Here is a 20,406-nt window from a genome sequence, read left to right as displayed (position 1 = left end):
TTAAGATTTTTTAAAAACGCTTGAGAGCGACGCCGTGTCACGGGGCCCCCCTTCTCTGTCGGCGATCCTGACGGGACTTGAACCCGCGACCTCCACCTTGACAGGGTGGCGAGCTAACCAACTGCTCCACAGGACCCTCGCAGACTCTTGCGAGTGGCTGCGAAGAAAACTGTACAGCAGGTCAGTGGGTGCGGTCGAACCGGCCCCCGGGACCGGAGCCGGTCCACGGGCCGGCGGCAGTGGATCTACGGGACGGCCGCGTCGATCGCCTTCACGATCCGCTTGTCCGACACCGGGTACGCGGTGCCCAGCGCGTGGGCGAAGTAGCTGACCCGCAGCTCCTCGATCATCCAGCGGATGTCCGTCACCGAGGACGGCACCGGCCGCCCCTTCGGGAGCTGTTCGAGCAGCCACGCGTACTCGTCCAGCATCTCGTGCACCTTCTCCATCCGGGTGGTGTCCCGCTGGACGCCCGTCGGCATCTGTTGGAGCCGCCGGTCCGCCGCCACCAGATAGCGCATGAGGTCCGGCAGCCGCTTCAGGCCCGTCCGGGTGACGAAGCCGGCGGGCATCAGCCACGACAGCTGCTCGCGCACGTCCTTGAGGTTCGCGAGCAGCGCCGGGCTGCCGGCGGACTTCAGCCGCCGCTCACAGGCCTGCCAGGCCGCCAGGACCTGCTGGACCTGGCCGACCGTACGCACCGTCAGCTCGACGAGATCGGCGCGGACCTTGTCGTACAGCTTCCGGAAGGACTCCTCGTCCCAGGCCGGTCCGCCGTGGTCCGCGATCAGCTTGTCGGCGGCGGCGGTCGCGCAGTCGTCGAACAGCGCCTGGACGGAGCCGTGCGGATTCGCGGACAGGGCGAGCTTCTGCTGGTTGGACAGCCGGTCGGAGGCGAACTTCGCCGGGTTCACCGGGATGTTCAGCATGATCAGCTTCCGGGTGCCCCGCCACATCGCGAGCGCCTGCTCCTCCTCGCTGTCGAAGAGCCGTACGGCCACGCTCGCGCCCTCGTCGACCAGCGCCGGGTACGCCTTGACCGGCTGGCCGGCCCGCTTGGTCTCGAAGACCTTCGTCAGGGTGCCGATCGTCCAGTCCGTGAGCCCGGTGCGCTCCAGGGACGGCCCGGAGCCGTCGGGGCCCGCCGTCGCCGCCTTGGCGGCCTGGGAGAGCGCCTGACGGGCCTTGGGGCGCAGCCGCAGCCGCAGCGTCTCCAGGTCCTTGTCCTCGGCGAGCTTGCGGCGGCGCTCGTCGGTGATCCGGAAGGTCACCTTGAGGTGCTCGGGGACCTTCGCCCAGTCGAAGTCGTCGGCGGTCACGGGGACGCCGACCATCCGCTGGAGCTCGCGCGCCAGCGCCGTCGTCAGCGGCTCCTGCACCGGCACCACCGCGTCGAGGAAGCGGGCGGCGAAGTTCGGCGCCGGGACGTAGTTGCGGCGGATCGGCTTGGGGAGGGAGCGGATCAGCTCCGTCACGACCTCCTCGCGCAGACCAGGGATCTGCCACTCGAAGCCCTCGTCCGTCACCTGGTTGAGCACCTGGAGCGGGATGTGCACGGTCACGCCGTCGGCGTCCGCGCCCGGCTCGAACTGGTACGTCACCCGGAACTTCAGCTGTCCCTGCCGCCACGAGTCCGGGTAGTCGTCCTTGGTGACGGCCCCCGCCTTCTCGTTGATCAGCATCTCGCGCTCGAAGTCGAGGAACTCCGGCGCCTCGTGGCGCTTGTGCTTCCACCACGAGTCGAAGTGCGCGCCCGACACGACGTGTTCGGGCACCCGCTTGTCGTAGAAGTCGAACAGCGTCTCGTCGTCGACCAGGATGTCCCGGCGCCGGGCCCGGTGCTCCAGCTCCTCGACCTCGGTGAGCAGCTTGCGGTTGTCGGCGAAGAACTTGTGGTGGGTGCGCCAGTCGCCCTCGACGAGCGCGTTGCGGATGAACAGCTCGCGCGAGGCCTCCGGGTCGACCCGCCCGTAGTTCACCTTGCGGTCGGCGACGATCGGCACGCCGTAGAGCGTGACCTTCTCGTACGCCATGACCGCCGCCTGGTCCTTCTCCCAGTGCGGCTCGCTGTACGTCTTCTTCACCAGGTGCTGCGCCAGCGGCTCGACCCACTCGGGCTCGATCCGGGCGTTGACCCGCGCCCACAGCCGCGAGGTCTCCACCAGCTCGGCGGACATCAGCATGCGCGGGGGCTTACGGAAGAGCGCGGAGCCCGGGAAGATCGCGAACTTGGCGTTGCGGGCACCCACGTACTCGTTGCGGCTGTTCTCCCGCCGCGAGCCGGCACCGTCCTTCGCCGCGGCCGCCGCGTCCTTCTTGGCGCCTTCCTTGACGTCCTTGAGACCGATGTGGCTGAGGAGACCGGAGAGCAGCGAGATGTGGACGGACTGCTCCGGGGCGTCCTCCTCGTTGAGGTGGATGCCCATCTGCTTCGCGACCGTGCGCAGCTGCGAGTAGATGTCCTGCCATTCGCGGATCCGCAGGAAGTTCAGGTACTCCTGCTTGCACATCCGGCGGAAGGAGCTGGAACCGCGCTCCTTCTGCTGCTCGCGGACATAGCGCCAGAGGTTGAGGAAGGCGAGGAAGTCGCTGGTCTCGTCCTTGAACCGGGCGTGCTGCTGGTCGGCCTGCGCCTGCTTCTCGGACGGGCGCTCGCGCGGGTCCTGGATGGACAGGGCCGCCGCGATCACCATGACCTCGCGGACACAGCCGTTCTTGTCGGCCTCCAGCACCATCCGGGCGAGCCGGGGGTCGACCGGGAGCTGCGACAGCTTGCGGCCCTGCTCGGTGAGCCGCTTCTTCGGATCCTTCTGCGTGGGGTCCAGCGCCCCCAGCTCCTGGAGGAGCTGCACACCGTCGCGGATGTTGCGGTGGTCCGGCGGGTCGATGAACGGGAACTTCTCGATCTCGCCGAGCCCGGCCGCGGTCATCTGGAGGATGACGGACGCCAGGTTCGTCCGGAGGATCTCCGCGTCCGTGAACTCGGGACGGGTGAGGAAGTCGTCCTCCGAGTACAGCCGGACGCAGATGCCGTCCGAGGTACGGCCGCAGCGGCCCTTGCGCTGGTTGGCGCTGGCCTGGCTGACCGGCTCGATCGGCAGCCGCTGCACCTTGGTGCGGTGCGAGTAGCGCGAGATACGGGCGGTGCCCGGGTCGATCACGTACTTGATGCCGGGAACGGTCAGGGAGGTCTCGGCCACGTTGGTGGCGAGGACGATCCGCCGGCCGGAGTGCGCCTGGAAGACCCGGTGCTGCTCGGCATGAGACAGCCGCGCGTACAACGGCAGGATCTCGGTATTGAAGAGTTTCTTCTTCGTCAGCGCGTCCGCCGTGTCACGGATCTCGCGCTCGCCGGAGAGGAAGACCAGGATGTCGCCCGGCCCCTCCTTCTGGAGCTCGTCGACCGCGTCGCAGATCGCCGTGATCTGGTCCCGGTCCGCCTCGTCGCTGTCCTCCTCCAGGAGGGGGCGGTAGCGGACCTCGACCGGGTACGTACGGCCGGAGACCTCGACGATCGGCGCGTCGCCGAAGTGCCGGGAGAACCGTTCCGGGTCGATGGTCGCGGAGGTGATCACGACCTTGAGGTCGGGCCGGCGCGGCAGCAGCTGGGCCAGATAGCCCAGCAGGAAGTCGATGTTGAGGGACCGTTCGTGGGCCTCGTCGATGATGATCGTGTCGTACGCGCGCAGCTCGCGGTCCGTCTGGATCTCGGCGAGAAGGATGCCGTCCGTCATCAACTTGATGAAGGTCGCGTCCGGGTCCACCTGGTCGGTGAACCGCACCTTCCAGCCGACCGCCTCGCCGAGCGGCGTCCGCAGCTCCTCCGCCACCCGCTCCGCGACCGTACGGGCCGCGATCCGGCGGGGCTGGGTGTGCCCGATCATGCCGCGTACGCCGCGGCCCAGCTCGACGCAGATCTTCGGGATCTGCGTGGTCTTACCGGAACCGGTCTCACCGGCGACGATGACGACCTGGTGGTCGCGTATCGCCTCCAGGATCTCGTCCTTCTTCTGGGAGACCGGGAGCTGCTGCGGGTAGGAGACGGCGGGCACGCGTGCGGCCCGCGCGGCGACGCGGTCCCTGGCCTTGCCGGCCTCGACGGCGATCTCGTCCAGGACGGCCGCGCGGGCCTCGGGCTTGCGGATGCGGCGGGCGCCTTCGAGACGGCGGCCGAGCCGGTGGGAGTCCCGCAGCGAGACCTCGGCCAGGACGGACTGGAGGGCGGCGAAGGAAGTAGACATACGGACCCCAGGATCGCACCTGCCGCGAAGAAGCGGCGAACCGATTTACGGGGGCGGCGCGCGTGCGCTGCGTAATATTTCGGGCACGCCGTTCGAAAGGAATCCGTATGTCCCGCACCCTCCGCGCGCCGGCGGTGTTCGCCGCGCTGGCGGGACTGGTGCTGGGGCTGCTGCTGTGCGGGGCCGCGAGAGGCTCCGGGAGCGTCGGGGGAGCCGGGGGCGTCGGGGGTGCCGGGTCGGCGCACCACCGGCAGACGGCGGCCGTCGCGATGGCGGCCGGGACCGGGGTTGCGACGGGGACCGGGTCCGGGGCCGTGGCTCCGGAGGCCGCGGTCTTCGACGTACCGGACGCGGAGGACCGTGTGCCGGGCTGCGGCCGGGGACACGGCGCGGGCAAGGGAGCGGTCACCCCCGGCGTGCCGCCGCGTACCCCCGGATCCGGCGGGCTGCCGTCCGCGTCGTCGGCGGCGGAACGGACGGTGTACGGGTCATGGGCCGCGGGAGCGGACGGACCGGCCCCGGCGCCGGGACCGGACCCACCGGAGCGCGCCGCGCCGTCGCCACTGGAGCTGTCGATCCTGAGGGTCTAGAGGACCGGGAACACCCCCGCCGTTCCTTTCTCTCCTTCCTCTCTCCTCAGGAGTGCTTCCGCATGTCCTCGTCCACGCCCACTCCCACGCCCCCGTCCACGCCTTCGTCCAAGCCGGCGTCGAAGACCTCGTCGAAGTCCTCGTCCCGGTCGAAGCCGGTCGTGATCATCAGTGGGGTCACGCTCGCCGCGGTCCTGCTCGGCCTCGCCTCGTACGCCGGCACCAAGCCCGCTTCCCCCGGCGCGGACACGTCCGGTCACACGTCCTCCGCGCCCGCCGAGGTGTCCGCCGATCCGGCCGACGGTGTCTACCCCGAGCTTGAGGCATATGCCCGCCGGGACAAGGCCGACAAGCTCGCCCTCGGCCGGGCCGACGCGCCCGTCGTTCTCATCGAGTACGCCGACTTCAAGTGCGGCTTCTGCGGCAAGTTCGCCCGGGACACCGAGCCCGCGCTGGTGAAGAAGTACGTCGACGCGGGCACCCTGCGCATCGAGTGGCGCAATTTCCCGATCTTCGGCGAGGAGTCGGAGGCGGCGGCCCGTGCCTCCTGGGCGGCCGGGCAGCAGGGCCGGTTCTGGGAGTTCCACAAGGCGGCATATGCCGACGGGGCCAAGGAGAAGGGCTTCGGCAAGACGCGGCTGACCGCCCTCGCGAAGGAGGCGGGCGTGCCGGACCTGGACCGCTTCGCGCGGGACACGGACGGCGAGGAGGCCCGGAACGCGGTGAGCAAGGACCAGGAACAGGGCTACTCCCTCGGCGCCACCTCCACCCCGTCCTTCCTCGTCAACGGCCGGCCGATCGCGGGCGCGCAGCCGATGGAGGCCTTCACCCAGGCGATCGACGCGGCGGCGGAGGCCGCGAAGACGCGGCCGAGGCCGAAGACGAAGACGAAGCCGGCGGACGAGCAGGACGCGAAGCAGGACGACCGGAGCGAGAAGGACGGCGCCGCGAAGGACGCGCGGTGACCTCCGGCATCGGCTACTTCGCCGCCTTCCTGGGCGGACTGCTCGCCCTGCTCAGCCCGTGCAGCGCCCTGCTGCTGCCGGCGTTCTTCGCGTACTCGATCGACTCGCGCGCGAAGCTGGTGGCCCGGACCGGTGTCTTCTACGTTGGTCTGGCCACGACCCTCGTCCCGCTCGGCGCCGCCGGCTCCTTCGCCGGGCGGCTCTTCTACAGTCACCGGGATCTGCTGGTGGCCGTCGGCGGCTGGCTCATCGTGGGCCTCGGGGTGCTCCAGATCCTCGGCCTGGGCTTCGCCTCGCGCCGTCTCGCGGAGGCGAGCGGCCGGATCCGGCCGACCACGGTCTTCTCCGTCTACGCCCTCGGCCTGGTCTACGGCCTCGCCGGGTTCTGCGCGGGCCCCATCCTCGGCAGCGTCCTGACGGTGGCGGCGGTCGGCGGCAATCCGGTCTACGGCGGGCTGCTGCTCGCGGTGTACGCGCTCGGCATGGCCGTCCCGATGTTCCTGCTCGCGCTGCTCTGGGAGCGCTACGACCTGGGGCGGCGGCGCTGGCTGCGGGGCCGCGCGTTCCGGCTGGGCCGTATCGAGCTGCACACGACCTCGCTGCTCTCGGGGCTGTTCTTCATCGCCCTCGGCACGCTGTTCCTGGTCTTCGACGGGGCGACCGCCCTGCCGGGGCTGCTGTCGGTCGACGATTCCTTCGCCGTGGAGCAGCGGGTCGGCGCGTGGGGCCGTTCGGTTCCGGACTGGGCTCTGCTCGTCTTTGTCGTCGCGGTGGTGGCGGGCACGTTCGCGTGGCGCGGCCGCCGTTCGCGGCGCGGGGGCTCCGAGGTCCGGGAAGGGGCCGAAGCGGAGAAGGGGTGAGCCGAACGCTCCAGGGCCTGTCCCCGGATCTACGGATCTGCGGACCAGGCCCTGGGTCCGGCTCCCGAGCCAGGGGCCAGGGGCCCGGGGCAGCCGAACACGACGAAGGCCCCGTCCTTGCGGACGGGGCCTTCTCTTGTGGCTGGGGCCGGGGTCGAACCGGCGACCTATCGCTTTTCAGGCGATCGCTCGTACCAACTGAGCTACCCAGCCACGAGATCGTTTCCGATCTCAGCGATCCTGACGGGACTTGAACCCGCGACCTCCACCTTGACAGGGTGGCGAGCTAACCAACTGCTCCACAGGACCATATGGTGTGCGAGACAAGTCTCGCACATGTTGTGCGTGCCCCCAACGGGATTCGAACCCGTGCTACCGCCTTGAAAGGGCGGCGTCCTGGGCCACTAGACGATGAGGGCTAAGGCCCGCCTGGGCGCTTTCCAGCGCCTCGGGGACGTGAGAAGCATATGGGATGGCAGGCGGTATCGCCAAAACGGTTTCCCGGGAGGGGGAGGGGAGCCGGGGGCGGGGTGTGCGCCGGACCCGTTCCGCCCTTGTCCCGTCAGGGTTTCCGGCTCCGGCGCTGGTCAGCCCCCGGGGTGGCATATGCCCACCCGGGACGCCCCCACGGTGGCTCCACGGCGGCTCCACGACGCCGCCCGGACGGCCCACGGACGGTCATATGCCGGACGGAAGCCGGGCGTCGGCCGTCCGGAAGCCGGGGGAAAGCCGACGGGAAGCCGGGGGAAAGCCGGGTGTGGGCCGTCCGGGTGTCAGCCCCAGCCCAGCGCGTGGAGGCGTTCGTCGTCGATGCCGAAGTGGTGGGCGACCTCGTGGACGACGGTCACGGCGACCTCGTGGACCACCTCCGCCGGGGACGCGCAGTACCGCAGGGTCGGCCCCATGTAGACCGTGATCCGGTCCGGCAGCACCCCGGCGTACCACTCGCCCCGCTCGGTGAGCGGCGTTCCCTCGTACAGGCCCAGGAGATCGGGATCGTCGGCGGGCGGTTCGTCCTCGACGAAGACGGCCACGTTGTCCATGACCCGGGTCAGCTCCGGCGGGATCGTGTCCAGGGCGTCGGACACCAGCTCTTCGAAGGTCTCGCGTGTCATCTCCAGCACACGGCCATTGTCCGGGACGGGCCGGCGGAAGGGGAGCGGGCGCGGTTCCGGCCGCCGGGCGGCGCGGGGCGGCGCGGGCGGACGGCGCCGGGCGGCGCGGGAGCGGAGTCCGCCCGCGTGTACGGGGGGTGGCGGCCGTTCCGTGTGCGGCGCGCCGGGCGGTACGCCGTACGGGGGACCGTCCGGCGTCCCCCGTCGCCCCTCCGTCCGTGTCCTCGGAGCGCCAGGGGAGTTGGGCAGGGCGACGCGCCAGAGCCGCGTCCCCTTCGCGCCCGACGTGTCGCATGCCGATCGCGTATGCCGCGCGCCGCGGGGAGCGAGTGTTCGTGTGTCCGAGTGACCTGGAGGTGCCGTCGTGCGCCAATTGCCCACCCCTGTGCGATGGGCCGCCGCCGCGCTGGCGGTCGCCGCCTGCGCGGGTCTGAGCGGCTGTATGAGTGTCGGCGACGAGAGCACGGGCCCGGCGGCGTCCAGCCCGTCCGCCGGGAAGCCGGACGCGGGGGACGGGACGCGGGGCGGTGCCGGGCAGACCGGGGCCCACGGCGGGGGCGGGTACGACCGGGCCGGGCGCGGCGGGCCGGGACCGGACGGCGAGGGCCGGGACCAGCCCGTACCGAGCGGGTCGGCGACCCCGTCGGCCAAGCCGGGCGGCGGCGAGGGGCAGACCGTGCCGAGCGGGGTGCCCCGGCCGCAGCAGCCGCCGCCGGGCCCCGCCGGACCCGAGCCCGGCAGCGGCCCCGGGGTGCCCGGCGGCGGGGCGACCACCCCGCCCGCGCAGCCGCCGTCGCCACAGCCGACCGCCGCCCCGCAGACCCCCGCCCCCACGCAGGAGCCGACACCCGAGCCGACGGTGAGCGAATCGCCGGAGCCGGCCACCGGAACCGATACCCACATGGGGGCGATGAGGGTTGCCGACGGAGTCGCTGTCGCCGTGGAACCGGAGGAGTCTTCGCAGGTCGGATCCAGGTTCGGGGCGAGGCCGGGGGTGCGCGTCGGACCGGCGTGACGGACCTCGATTTGCCAGGGGTGGGGGAGAGTGCGTATGGTGGTAGATCGTTTGATCCCATTTGCCCGGCGCCACGACCGAAGAGCGCCGTGATCTGGCGCGTACTCTCCCTTGCCGTGGCTGACCGCATTGAGGCGGTCCTAGGCGAAACACGGAGTTGACGGGCGCGTGCCGAGACTCCGGAAGGTTTCGCATTTCGCATGTCCATTTTCAGTTCTGACCACGCCGTCCTGCCTGAGGGCGACGAGATCGTCGACACCGTCGAGGCCGTCGAGGCCATCGACGCCGCTGCCACCGAGGCAGCCGACACCACCACCGTCGTCGACGAGGCCGTCGAGATCCTCGACGCCGCCGACGCGGAGGCCGAGGCCCTGGAGGCCGACGCCGACGACGACACCGACGCCGACGAGGCCGAGGGCGACGACACCCCGCAGATCACCTTCGGTGACCTGGGTCTCCCCGAGGGCGTCGTGCGCAAGCTCGCCCAGAACGGTGTGACCACCCCCTTCCCGATCCAGGCCGCGACCATCCCGGACGCCCTGGCCGGCAAGGACATCCTGGGCCGTGGCCGTACCGGCTCCGGCAAGACCCTCTCCTTCGGTCTCCCGCTGCTCACCACCCTGGCCGGCGGCAGCACCGAGCGGAAGAAGCCCCGCGGCGTCATCCTGACCCCGACCCGTGAGCTCGCGATGCAGGTCGCGGACGCCCTCCAGCCGTACGGCGACGTGCTCGGCCTGCGCATGAAGGTCGTCTGCGGCGGTACGTCGATGGGCAACCAGATCTACGCCCTGGAGCGCGGCGTCGACATCCTCGTCGCCACCCCGGGCCGTCTGCGCGACATCATCAACCGCGGCGCCTGCTCCCTGGAGCAGGTCCAGATCGCCGTCCTCGACGAGGCCGACCAGATGGCCGACCTGGGCTTCCTGCCCGAGGTCACCGAGCTGCTCGACCAGGTCCCCGAGGGTGGTCAGCGTCTGCTCTTCTCCGCCACGCTGGAGAACGAGATCGACTCCCTCGTGAAGCGCTACCTGGTCGACCCGATCACCCACGAGGTCGACCCGTCCGCCGGCGCCGTCACGACGATGACCCACCACGTCCTCGTCGTGAAGCCGAAGGACAAGGCGCCGGTCACCGCCGCCATCGCCGCCCGCAAGGGCCGCACCATCATCTTCGTCCGCACCCAGCTGGGCGCCGACCGCGTCGCCGAGCAGCTGCGCGACTCCGGTGTGAAGGCCGACGCGCTGCACGGCGGCATGACCCAGGGCGCCCGTACCCGCACCCTGGCCGACTTCAAGGACGGTTACGTCAACGTCCTCGTCGCCACCGACGTCGCCGCGCGCGGTATCCACGTGGACGGCATCGACCTGGTCCTGAACGTGGACCCGGCCGGCGACCACAAGGACTACCTGCACCGCTCGGGCCGTACCGCCCGTGCCGGCCGCTCCGGCACCGTCGTCTCCCTGGCCCTGCCGCACCAGCGCCGCCAGATCTTCCGCCTCATGGAGGACGCGGGCGTCGACGCCTCGCGTCACATCGTCGGCGGTGCGGGCGCGTTCGACCCCGAGGTCGCCGAGATCACCGGCGCCCGGTCGCTGACCGAGGTCCAGGCCGACTCCGCGAACAACTCGGCCAAGCAGGCCGAGCGCGAGGTCGCCGACCTCACCAAGCAGCTGGAGCGGCTGCAGCGCCGTGCCGTCGAGCTGCGCGACGAGGCCGACCGTCTGGTCGCCCGCGCCGCCCGTGAGCGCGGTGAGGACCCGGAGGCCGCGGTCGCCGAGATGACCGAGGCCGCCGAGGCCGAGGTCGCCGCCGCGATCGCCGCGGCCGAGGTGCCGCAGCAGCGCGACCGCGAGGAGCGCCGCGACTTCGACCGTCGTGACGACCGCGGTGGCGACCGTGGCGGCTTCCGCCGGGACAACGACCGTGGTGGCGACCGCGGTGGTTTCCGTCGCGACAACGACCGTGGTGGCGACCGTGGCGGCTTCCGCCGCGACAACGACCGTCCGTCGTTCAACCGTGACCGCCGTGACGAGCGTCCGTCGTTCAACCGCGACCGTCGTGACGACCGTGGCGGCGAGCGCGGTGGCTTCGAGCGCCGTGACGACCGTGGTGGCGACCGTGGCGGCTTCCGTCGCGACAACGACCGCCCGGCCTTCAACCGCGACCGCCGCGACAACGACCGCCCGTCGTTCAACCGCGACCGTCGTGACGAGCGCCCGTCGTTCAACCGCGACCGTCGCGACGAGCGTCCGTCGTTCAACCGCGACCGTCGTGACGACCGTGGTGGCGAGCGTGGTGGCTTCGAGCGTCGTGACGACCGTGGTGGCGACCGTGGCGGCTTCCGTCGCGACAACGACCGCCCGGCCGGCGGCCACCGTGGCAGCGACCGTCCGTTCAACCGCGACCGCCGCGACGAGCGCCCGTCGTTCAACCGCGACCGTCGTGACGACCGTGGTGGCGACCGTGGCGGCTTCCGCCGCGACGACAAGCCGCGCTGGAAGCGCAACGGCTGACCTGACGTGAGGCCGTAAGGCCGCAACGCCTCAAGAGGGCCCTATCCGCACAGAAGTGCGCGGATAGGGCCCTCTTCGTGTCCGGTTCCCGCCCTTTGCCGACGAGGCCGAAAATCGCTGGGGAAGATCCGTGACCCACTGCTACGGTCCGGTTGCCGGGGGGCAGTGTGGCCAGGTCAGGCCGGGTCCGGGGTGTGGTGTGCGAGCCGCGCCCGTGCTCTCCGTATGCCCGTTGGCTTTCCAGGGGAGGGACCCGAGTGCCTCGCAACGCTGTTGTCCGTCATTCCATAGCGGCCGTGGCCGCGGCGACTCTGATCGCCGGTCTCGGCTCGTTCGCACCACTCGCGTCCGCCGCCGAGAACACCGATGTCGTGTTCCCGGCGGTCGTCGCGGACCAGCCGCGCCAGGTGATCCCGCTCACCGCCGGTGAGAGCGGATTCCTGCGGTACGAGCAGGGTCTCGGCCACTTCTGGACCCCGTACTCCGGGCCCGAGCAGCCGCTGAACCCCGGCCCGGAGGGGCCCGAGGCCGACGGCACCTATGGCGCGGGTTCCGACTACCTCGCCTATTTCAGCCGCGACGGCGGCCAGGTGTGGCTGCTGAACGTGGCCGCGAACACCGCTCGGACGGTGACGCTGCCGCGCGGGCACCAGTACGTCGGCGCCTTCGGCACCACGGTCCTCACCACCACCCAGAGCGACGAGGACGCCCCGCGCGTCTGGCATCTGCTCCGGTCCGCGAGCTCCTCGGCACCGGTCGAGGACACGGTGGTGACCGGCTGGCCGGACGGGGCCGAGCCCGCCGCGAAGGCCGTCACCGGTGACACCCAGGGGATCCTGGCCGGTTACACGGCGGGCGGGGTGAGCCGCCCGGTCTGGATCGACCTCGCGACCGCGAAGGTCCGGCCGATCGCTCCCGACAGCACCGCGCCGAGCGCCGGGACCGTGCACACCGCGACCGAGGTCGCCGAGTGGACGAAGGACGGCACGGTCCACTTCTACGCGAAGGACGCGAAGGACGCGAAGGACGCGAAGGACGCGGCGGGCGGGGCTGGTGGCTCCGGGGCGTCCGGTGTCTCGGGTCCGCTCGGCGAGACCGCGAGCACCGAACTGGCCTACCACGAGGGCGATCTGCTGCTCGGCGTGGTGGGTGAGCGGCTGATCGTCGCCCGCGTGTCCGGGAAGGGCGGCTCCGCGCCGTACCGTGTCGTCTCCGTCCCCCGGACTGGTGGCGAGGAGACCGAACTCCTCGCGTACGGACGCGAGAACGCGCTGCGGACCACGGACGGCGGGCTGCTCGTGGTCGGCGGCGCGGCGGCGGACCGGCTCGCCGTGACCCGGATCTCCGCGACGGCGGACGGCACGGCGCTGACCGCCCTGACGGACGTCACCCCGCTCAACTCCAAGGCCCGGGCCCTCTCCTTCGACCACGGGCGGATCGCCTCCATCGACCGTATGCCCGACGAGACGAACGCCGTGCGCTCGCGCACCGTGTCGGTGAGCGGCCCCCTGGCGGCCGGTGAGACGGAGCTGCGGGGCGACCTCGGCCTCGAACTCGACCACTGCACGGACAGCTCGCCCTGCCACGCGCCGTTCACCACCGGGGACGGCCGGATGGTGATCAATCAGCCGTGGGGTGTCGACCCGAGCCCCGCGATCGTGGTGGACAAGGGCGCCTCGACGGGCCGCCCGATCAGCGACGAGTTCACCACCTTCCGGGTCACCGACGTGTCCGGCCGGTACGCGCTCGGCGCCGGCGACCTCAAGAGCACCGGGCGGACGCGGACGGCCGTCATCGACCTGGACACCGGCGAGCAGCTCGCCACGCCCGTGAACGGTTACAAGAGCGAGTACCTCGATCTGTACGGCGACACCGTCTGGTCCCCCGGCACCGGGGGCACCGTCGTCGGCTACGACGCCCGCACGGGAACGGTGAAGCGCACGGTCACCGTCAAGGCGGGCTGCGGCGCCCCCGAGAACGTCCGGGTGACCGCGCACTGGCTCGGCTGGGAGTGCTCGATCGGCAACAACTGGTACTCCGGGATCTACGACCTCGACACCAACACCAACCGGTCGTACAACGACGTCTACTCCGTCCTCGGCGACGGCTACGTGGTCAAGACCGACACCGACCTCTTCGTGACGGACATCCGCGGCGCCCAGCCGGTCCAGAAGGGCACGTACCACCCGAGCAACTTCAACTTCGAGCAAGGAGTGTGGGCGGTCGACACGGCCACCGGCCGGCTGGCGTACGAGTCGAACCGCGACGGTGATCTGACCGTCGCCGACCTCGGGGTCCCCGCCTCCCCGCTCGCCCGGATCGACGCGGACGTGCCGGCCTCGGCGACCGCGTCCGGTGACACCGTCGCCTGGCAGCCGCGCTGGTGGCTCTCCAAGCCCGCCGCCTCCTGGACGCTGACCGTCACGGACAAGGCGACCGAGCAGCCGGTCCGCACCCTGACCGGGGGCGAGGCGCGGGGCATGCTCGCCGCCGCCTGGGACGGCAAGGACGACGCGGGGCAGCACGCCGCCGCCGGTTCCTACGCGTGGACGCTGACGGCCAAGGCGGCGGACGGCTCGGGCGCGGACCTGGAGCAGCACGGGGAGCTGCGGGTCGGCTAGGGGCTGGGGGCGGTGGGCGCGCTCGCGGCTCGGCGGGCGTGCGGCCTGATGGGCCTGTGGCTCGGTGGCGCTCGCGCCGTGACGGGTCCCGTCCGGGTGTGACCGTTCCCGTCCGAACAAGGCGCGGGCCGGACCGCTCCCGTCCGAACAGGGCGTGAGCGCGGCGGAGTCCACCATCGTCGGCACGCCCCGCCGCACGAAGCCGACCCGGGCATCGGACCCGGCACGCCCATGGCGATGCCGGGGCCGATACCCGATCGGTTTGGGGAGGGTCACGGGCTATGCTGCATGGGCGCGCCAGTCCAGGGGCCGTTAGCTCAATTGGCAGAGCAGTGGACTTTTAATCCATTGGTTGTGGGTTCGAGTCCCACACGGCCTACCAGTCGCCGACTTGTTGGCAACGCTGTGACCTGCGTGTTCTGTGGCCCGACCGGAATTTTCCGGTCGGGCCACAGCGCGTCTGACGGCCCTTCGGGGCGTTTGCGTGCCCGAAGAGTGCCCGAAGAGTGCCCGAGGTGGCCCGGGGTGAGCCGGGGCGGCCCGGGGTGATCGGGATTCAAGGAAACGGTGGCGCGGTAAATGGCGTCCTCTCGCCATGACTTCAGACTCCTCGGGCGCCGCGGACCGCGCGCCGGGCCTCGTTCCGTAGCGGAGGCAGACGGTGGGTGGGGGAGACGGACGGGGGATCAGCGCACGTCGAGTGCCGTCAGTCGGCCCCGGTCCGAGAAGATCCCGATCCCGACGGCCCAGGGCGTCACGATGGTGACGAGCATCAGGCCGGCCGGTACGTCGTCCACCCCTCGGGCCGGGGCGCGACGGCATGGCGACGGATCGCGGGTCGCGTGTGTGACACGAGCCACCGCCGCCTCCCCGGATACGGATTTCGTGTCCGGGTCGGTCATGCCGTAGGGTTGTGTTCACCGACGCGGGGTGGAGCAGCTCGGTAGCTCGCTGGGCTCATAACCCAGAGGTCGCAGGTTCAAATCCTGTCCCCGCTACTTAGTAGCCGAAGGCCCGGATCGTTTCTTACGATCCGGGCCTTTGTCGTGTTCGAGATCACGAAAAGGGTGTCCGGGGCGGGCCGAACATGCCGTAAGGTGGTGTTCACCGACGCGGGGTGGAGCAGCTCGGTAGCTCGCTGGGCTCATAACCCAGAGGTCGCAGGTTCAAATCCTGTCCCCGCTACTTAGTAGCCGAAGGCCCGGATCGTTTCTCACGATCCGGGCCTTCGTCATGTTCGGCGTCCCGAAAGCGGCGCCCGGGCCGGACCGGGCGGGTCCAGGTGGTTCGGAGCGGTTCGGGTCGGGTCCCGTCCGGCGTGTACGTCGTGCCCGTGCGCCCCGCTCTCGCCCCGGATGCGCCGTGGCCAAAACCGGCCCCGCTCCTTTGCGTCGCCCATGAGCTCCCCGTAACGTCGCGCGCACCATGAGTGAGCGCGAGAGGGTCGGCGGCGTGCGCGCGGTGGCGCGGGCGGCGGTACGGGCGGGGCGGCGCGTGCCCGCCGTGCTGTTGCTGTTCGCGCTGATCGCCCTCGTCGCCGGGGTCTGTCATGGAGCCCACGGGCACGCACTGGCCCTGAACGGGCTCGCCGGCGAGAGCGTCTCCGCGCCCGCCTCCTCGCACGGCTGCGAGATGCCGGGGGAGAAGGGCTCCTTCGACGCCCATCTGCCCGCGCAGTCCGGCGGTTCGCAGCTGTCGGCGCCGGACTTCGGGGGCGCCGTCCTCGTTCCGTACGACGAGGTCTTCCCCGAGTCCCCGCACACGCGCTGCGTCCACGGCCGGGCCGGACCCGGTCCCGAGTCCCGCAGACTGCTCATCGCCCTGGGCGTGAACCGGAACTGAGCCGGCTCGCGTACGCCCTCGCGCCCGGCGCCTTCGCCTCCGCGCGCCCGCGTACGCCCCTCCCGGCCCTCTTCCGCGCGCAGGCGCGCCCTCGTACGCCCACGGCACAGGCACAGGTAGCGGCCTCCGTGTCCGCATATGCCTCGCGGGTGCCTCCGTCTTGGCATATGCCCGCGCCCGCGCACCCCCTCCCGCACCCAAGGGACGCAGACCCCATGACGCACCCCGCCACGCTTCTCTCCGTCACCGAGCAGACCGTCGGCCGCACCCCCGTCCTGTGGATGGACGACGGCTACTGGGCCAAGCTCGAAGGCTTCAACTTCGGCGGCATCAAGGACCGGGCCGCCCTCCACATGGTCGAGCAGGCCCGCCGCCGAGGGGAGTTGCGGCCCGGCGCCCCGATCGTCGAGTCGACCTCCGGCACCCTGGGCCTCGGTCTCGCGCTCGCCGGAGTCCTGCACGGCCACCCGGTCCATGTCGTCACCGACCCGGGCCTCGAACCGATCGTCGAGCGGATGCTCACCGCCCACGGCGCGCGGGTCCATGTCGTGGCCGAGCCCGGTCCGTCCGGCGGCTGGCAGCAGGCCCGCCGGGACAAGGTCGTCGAACTGCTGCGCGCCCTGCCCGGTGCCTGGTGGCCCGACCAGTACGGGAACCCCGACAACCCGCGCGCGTACGCCGGACTCGCCGCCGAACTGTCCGAGCAGCTCGACCGGATCGACGTGCTGGTCTGCGCGGTCGGCACCGGCGGCCACTCGGCCGGCATCGCCCGCGCGCTGCGCGCCGGTTCCAGCCCGGCCCTCGAACTCGTCGGCGTCGACTCCGTCGACTCCACCGTCTTCGGCCTCCCGGCCGGCGAGCGCCTGATGCGCGGCCTCGGTTCCTCCATCCACCCGGCCAACGTCGACCACCCCGCCTTCGACGAGGTCCACTGGGTCGCCCCGGCCGAGGCGGTACGGTCCGCGCGGCGGCTCGCGGCCCGGCAGTTCGCGACGGGCGGCTGGAGCGTGGGCGCGGTCGCGCTCGTCGCGGGCTGGCTGGCCCGCACCCGGCCGCGCGGCACCCGGATCGCCGCCGTCTTCCCGGACGGGCCGCAGCGCTACTTCGACACGGTCTTCAACGACGAGTACTGCGCCCTGCACGGGCTGCTCGACGGTCCGGTACGCGACGAACCGATGGCATATGCCGAGGGTGTACGAGTCGACGGCTGGACCCGCCGGGACCTGGACCGGGACCGGGCGTGGGTCCGGGACCCGGACCGGGCGCGAGGCCAGGCCCGGGTCCCGGACCCGGGCGCCGTCCGACGGCCGGGCTCCGCCGAGCGCCCCGGGACGGAGCGGACCCGATGACCACGGCGGCGGCCCCCTCCCGGGGCGGGATCTGGAAGCAGAGCCGTACCTTCGATCCGGCCGTGCGGCTGCTCTTCCTCAACCAGCTCACCATCAATCTCGGCTTCTACATGCTGATGCCGTACCTGGCCGCCCATCTCGCCGACGGCCTCGGGATGGCGGCCTGGGCGGTCGGTCTGGTGCTCGGTGCGCGCAACCTCTCCCAGCAGGGCATGTTCCTGGTCGGCGGCGCGCTCGCCGACCGGCTCGGCTTCAAGCCGCTGATCGTCGCCGGGTGCGCGCTGCGGACGGCCGGCTTCGGCGCGCTCGCCTTCGCGCAGTCGCTGCCGGCGCTGATCGCCGCCTCGCTCGCGACGGGCCTGGCGGGCGCGCTGTTCAACCCGGCGGTGCGGGCGTATCTCGCGGCCGAGGCGGGGGAGCGGCGGGTGGCGGCGTTCGCGCTGTTCAACACGTACTACCAGGCGGGCATCCTGCTCGGGCCGCTGGTGGGGGTGGCGCTCACCGGGGTGTCGTTCCGGCTGACGTGCGTGGTGGCGGCGGTCCTGTTCGCCGGGCTGACCGTTGTACAGCTGCGGCATCTGCCCGTACGGCACAAGACGGCGGCGACCCCGGCGGACGGGGACGGCGGGGCGCGGGGGCAGTTCCGTACGGTGCTCGCGAACCGTACGTTCTGGCTGTTCTCGCTGGCCATGACCGGTTCGTACGTCCTGTCGTTCCAGGTCTACCTGGCGCTGCCGCTCGCCGCCGGGGGGACGGCGGCGACGACCGCGCTGTTCGTGGTGTCGGCGCTGGTGGCGCTGGCCGGGCAGCTGCGGATCACCGCCTGGTGCGGAGCGCGGCTGACCCGCGAGCGGTGTCTGGTGCTCGGGCTCGCCCTGATGGGGGTGGCGTTCCTCCTGCCGGCGGCGCTGGGCCGGGCCCTGGCGGGGCTGCTGCTGTGCGCGGCGGTGCTGGCGGTGGCGAACGCCGTGCTCTACCCGTACGAGATGGACACCGTCGTCGCGCTGTCCAGGGGCCGCTGGGTGGCCACCCACTACGGGCTCTACAACACCGTCTGCGGGATCGGTATCACCCTGGGGAATCTGGGGATGGGTGTCCTCCTTGACGCGACCGGCTGGTCGGCGGCGCCCTGGCTGGTGCTGTGCGCGGTCGGCCTCGGGTGTGCGGCGGCGATGGCGGCGCTCGCGCGCGGCGGACGGTTGACCACCGCGACCGCCGCCGCCACGGACGGGGAGGCAGGCGTGGACGCCGGCGCGGACAGGGACGCGGAGGCGGAGGCGGTCACGGACCCGGCCCCGGATCCGGCCGCGACCACGGTCGCGGGCCCGGATCCGGCGGTACGCCGGACGGCGGAAGAGGAGTCGCCGGACGCCACCGCCTGACCGCACCCTGGGGAGGGAGCACGAGGAGTGCGGGAAGCCCCGGAACCCAGGGAGGACGAGGAGCACAGGTGGCGCGAGCGGCGGTGCGGCGCGGGCGAAACCGGGACCGGGGCGGAGGCCGCGGTGGGGGTCGGCGCCGGGGGAACGGCGGCGGCTCCGGCTCGTACGACGGTCCGTACCGAGGCCCGTACCGCGGTGCCCGGCGCTTTCTGCGGGCGCTTCCGGCGCTGGTGATCGCGGGCGGCGTGGCATATGACGTCCTGACCCCGCCCATGTACACGGCGGCGCCGCTCCTCCCCGCGGCGCCGCTGATCGCCGCCCCGTTCTTCTCGACCCGCACCACCCTGCTGACCGGTATCGCCGCCGTCATGGCCAGTACGGGTCTGCTCTTCTTCCACAAGCAGACGAACAGCGTCGTCTCGCTCACGGAGACGCTCACCGTCGCCACGGTCTCCGCCCTCGCGGTGCTGATCAACCGGGTGATCCAGCGCAGCGGCGAGCGACTGGCCTCGGCCCGGGTGGTCGCGGAGGCGGCGCAACGGGCGGTGCTGCCCGAACCGGAGGACCGGATCCGCGGGCTGCGGATCGCGGCCCGGTACGAGGCGGCGCAGGCGGGCGCGTTCATCGGCGGCGATCTGTTCGCGGTCCAGGGCACCCCGCACGGGGTACGGGTGGTGGTCGGTGACGTACGGGGCAAGGGGATGGACGCGGTGGAGGCGGTGGCGGTCGTCATCGGCGCGTTCCGGGAGGCGGCCGAGCAGGAGGCGACGCTGGCGGGGGTCGCGGCGCGGCTCGAACGGGCGCTGGCCCGGGAGGGCGAACGGCGCGACGACCTCGACGTGTTCGAAGGCTTCACGACGGCCGTCCTCGCGGAGTTCCCCGGCGCGCCGGCGGACCCGGCGAGGCCGCGCGGGCCCGGGGAATGCGCCGGGCTCGTCCGGGTGATCAACCGGGGGCATCCCGAGCCGCTGCTGCTGTACGCCGACGGGGCGCTGCTGCCGCTGCGGCCGAGCGTGCCGGCGCTGCCGCTGGGGCTGGGGGACGTGGCCGCGTGGCCGGACCGGGCCGACGAGACGCCGTATCCGCCGGGCGCGACGCTGCTGTTCTACACGGACGGGCTGTCGGAGGCGCGGGACGCGCACGGGGTCTTCTACGATCCGGCGGAGCGGCTCGCGGGACGGATCTTCCCGGGGCCGGAGGAACTCCTCGACGCCCTGGTGGCGGACGTCCGCCGGCACACGGGCGGCGGGACGACGGACGACATGGCGCTGCTCGCGGTGGCCCGGCCCGGGGTGGGGGAGCCGGTGCGGCGGCGGACGATGCCGGTGGTGCCGGCGGACGGCCCGAAGACGCATGAGACGCATGAGGCGGATGCGGTGCGCGGGGCGGGCGGTCTGCCTGGGGCCGGTCGACCGGAGGTCGGCGAGGGCGACCAGGGTGATGACAGGGCGTAGTCGAGAGATCTCCCTCAGGTAACGACTGAGGCACCGTCATATGCCAGGTGTTCGCTGAAACCTTTCTGAAGAGGCCTCAACTCGGGCTATTCCCTCCCATTTCAATGAATGATCACAGGGGACGGCTTGGAATCCCTCACCCGCGTCTATTAACGTTCGATAACGCAGCGCGGTCGTCCCAGCCGTCGCAAGAGGCGGCACCGTGCGCACGCGCCGAATCCCGTCAGGGAACCGGGGAACCACCACATGGGGTGAATCGGGCCCCGCCGCACCCGTGCGGCTCGTCCGTAGGAGACCTTCCTGCTCCGAACCCGTCAGCTAACCCGGTAGGCGAGAAGGAAGGAAAGGAGAGCGCCTCCGTGGCGTCCAACCCCCCCACTCCGCAAGCCCCCTTCTCCCCGTACGGCCCGTACGACCCGAATGTTTCGTACGACCCGAGCGACTCGTACGACCTGAACG

Annotated in this window: 14 protein-coding genes, 7 tRNA genes and 1 riboswitch; of the genes, 13 read left to right on the top strand and 8 right to left on the bottom strand. The window is 71.9% G+C overall.

Features of this window, described 5'->3' with window-relative positions:
- Positions 1-62: 62 nt before the first annotated feature.
- Both ABZ990_RS26600 and hrpA read right to left on the bottom strand, forming a co-directional pair.
- Positions 63-136: transfer RNA gene (locus tag ABZ990_RS26600), tRNA-Asp, on the bottom strand.
- 109 nt (positions 137-245) lie between these two features.
- A complete protein-coding gene (gene hrpA / locus ABZ990_RS26595; protein ID WP_361236549.1) occupies positions 246-4,241 on the bottom strand; it encodes an ATP-dependent RNA helicase HrpA in 3,996 nt (1,331 codons plus the stop codon).
- Positions 4,242-4,348: 107 nt separating this feature from the next.
- Here hrpA and ABZ990_RS26590 point away from each other — a divergent pair, with 107 nt between their 5' ends.
- Entirely contained in the window at positions 4,349-4,831 is a 483-nt protein-coding gene (locus tag ABZ990_RS26590) for a hypothetical protein (RefSeq protein ID WP_361236546.1), read from the top strand.
- Between the two features lie 46 nt (positions 4,832-4,877).
- On the opposite strand, the gene ABZ990_RS26585 is transcribed toward ABZ990_RS26590, so the two are convergent.
- Positions 4,878-5,000: a hypothetical protein gene (locus ABZ990_RS26585; protein WP_361236543.1), complete on the bottom strand. Its 123-nt coding sequence runs from the start codon at positions 4,998-5,000 to the stop codon at positions 4,878-4,880.
- Between ABZ990_RS26585 and ABZ990_RS26580 the strand changes: the two genes are divergently transcribed.
- Complete coding sequence (locus ABZ990_RS26580) at positions 4,993-5,796, top strand: thioredoxin domain-containing protein (RefSeq protein ID WP_361236540.1); 804 nt, start codon at positions 4,993-4,995, stop codon at positions 5,794-5,796. The genes ABZ990_RS26585 and ABZ990_RS26580 overlap by 8 nt on opposite strands.
- On the top strand, positions 5,793-6,656 hold the full coding sequence (locus ABZ990_RS26575; protein ID WP_361236537.1) for a cytochrome c biogenesis CcdA family protein: 864 nt from the start codon (positions 5,793-5,795) through the stop codon (positions 6,654-6,656). Before ABZ990_RS26580 ends, ABZ990_RS26575 begins: the two co-directional genes overlap by 4 nt.
- Positions 6,657-6,795: 139 nt before the next feature.
- On the opposite strand, the gene ABZ990_RS26570 is transcribed toward ABZ990_RS26575, so the two are convergent.
- From ABZ990_RS26570 to ABZ990_RS26555, 4 genes are all read right to left on the bottom strand, one after another.
- A tRNA-Phe gene (locus ABZ990_RS26570) sits at positions 6,796-6,869 on the bottom strand.
- Between the two features lie 22 nt (positions 6,870-6,891).
- Positions 6,892-6,965 (bottom strand) — tRNA-Asp (locus tag ABZ990_RS26565).
- A gap of 37 nt (positions 6,966-7,002) precedes the next feature.
- Positions 7,003-7,075: transfer RNA gene (locus tag ABZ990_RS26560), tRNA-Glu, on the bottom strand.
- Between the two features lie 354 nt (positions 7,076-7,429).
- Positions 7,430-7,780, bottom strand: a complete 351-nt coding sequence (locus tag ABZ990_RS26555; RefSeq protein WP_361236534.1) for a metallopeptidase family protein — start codon at positions 7,778-7,780, stop codon at positions 7,430-7,432.
- 355 nt (positions 7,781-8,135) lie between these two features.
- Between ABZ990_RS26555 and ABZ990_RS26550 the strand changes: the two genes are divergently transcribed.
- The 4 genes from ABZ990_RS26550 to ABZ990_RS26535 all read left to right on the top strand — a co-directional run bounded on the left by ABZ990_RS26550 (position 8,136) and on the right by ABZ990_RS26535 (position 14,302).
- Positions 8,136-8,786: a hypothetical protein gene (locus ABZ990_RS26550; RefSeq protein ID WP_361236531.1), complete on the top strand. Its 651-nt coding sequence runs from the start codon at positions 8,136-8,138 to the stop codon at positions 8,784-8,786.
- Between the two features lie 200 nt (positions 8,787-8,986).
- Entirely contained in the window at positions 8,987-11,299 is a 2,313-nt protein-coding gene (locus ABZ990_RS26545; protein ID WP_361236528.1) for a DEAD/DEAH box helicase, read from the top strand.
- Between the two features lie 296 nt (positions 11,300-11,595).
- Positions 11,596-13,920, top strand: coding sequence for a FlgD immunoglobulin-like domain containing protein (locus ABZ990_RS26540; RefSeq protein ID WP_361236525.1), 2,325 nt, complete (start codon positions 11,596-11,598; stop codon positions 13,918-13,920).
- A 306-nt stretch (positions 13,921-14,226) separates the two neighbouring features.
- Positions 14,227-14,302 (top strand) — tRNA-Lys (locus ABZ990_RS26535).
- A 304-nt stretch (positions 14,303-14,606) separates the two neighbouring features.
- Here the strand turns inward: ABZ990_RS26535 and ABZ990_RS26530 are convergent.
- Positions 14,607-14,780, bottom strand: a complete 174-nt coding sequence (locus ABZ990_RS26530) for a hypothetical protein (RefSeq protein ID WP_361236522.1) — start codon at positions 14,778-14,780, stop codon at positions 14,607-14,609.
- 64 nt (positions 14,781-14,844) lie between these two features.
- Between ABZ990_RS26530 and ABZ990_RS26525 the strand changes: the two genes are divergently transcribed.
- The 6 genes from ABZ990_RS26525 (at position 14,845) to ABZ990_RS26500 (ending at position 19,947) form a co-directional block, all read left to right on the top strand.
- Positions 14,845-14,918: transfer RNA gene (locus ABZ990_RS26525), tRNA-Met, on the top strand.
- Between the two features lie 113 nt (positions 14,919-15,031).
- A tRNA-Met gene (locus ABZ990_RS26520) sits at positions 15,032-15,105 on the top strand.
- Between the two features lie 240 nt (positions 15,106-15,345).
- Positions 15,346-15,762 (top strand): hypothetical protein, encoded by a 417-nt coding sequence (locus ABZ990_RS26515; protein WP_361236519.1) that lies wholly within the window; start codon positions 15,346-15,348, stop codon positions 15,760-15,762.
- Between the two features lie 215 nt (positions 15,763-15,977).
- A complete protein-coding gene (locus ABZ990_RS26510) occupies positions 15,978-17,111 on the top strand; it encodes a PLP-dependent cysteine synthase family protein (RefSeq protein ID WP_361236516.1) in 1,134 nt (377 codons plus the stop codon).
- Complete coding sequence (locus ABZ990_RS26505; protein ID WP_361236513.1) at positions 17,108-18,493, top strand: MFS transporter; 1,386 nt, start codon at positions 17,108-17,110, stop codon at positions 18,491-18,493. The genes ABZ990_RS26510 and ABZ990_RS26505 overlap by 4 nt, the downstream gene beginning before the upstream one ends.
- 227 nt (positions 18,494-18,720) lie before the next feature.
- Positions 18,721-19,947 (top strand): PP2C family protein-serine/threonine phosphatase, encoded by a 1,227-nt coding sequence (locus ABZ990_RS26500; RefSeq protein ID WP_361236561.1) that lies wholly within the window; start codon positions 18,721-18,723, stop codon positions 19,945-19,947.
- Positions 19,948-20,148: 201 nt separating this feature from the next.
- Positions 20,149-20,295, top strand: a riboswitch (cyclic di-AMP (ydaO/yuaA leader).
- Positions 20,296-20,406: the final 111 nt, after the last annotated feature.

The organism is Streptomyces sp. NPDC046203 (assembly GCF_040646255.1).
Taxonomy (GTDB): Bacteria; Actinomycetota; Actinomycetes; order Streptomycetales; family Streptomycetaceae; genus Streptomyces.
This window is presented reverse-complemented; position numbering and strand designations above follow the sequence as displayed.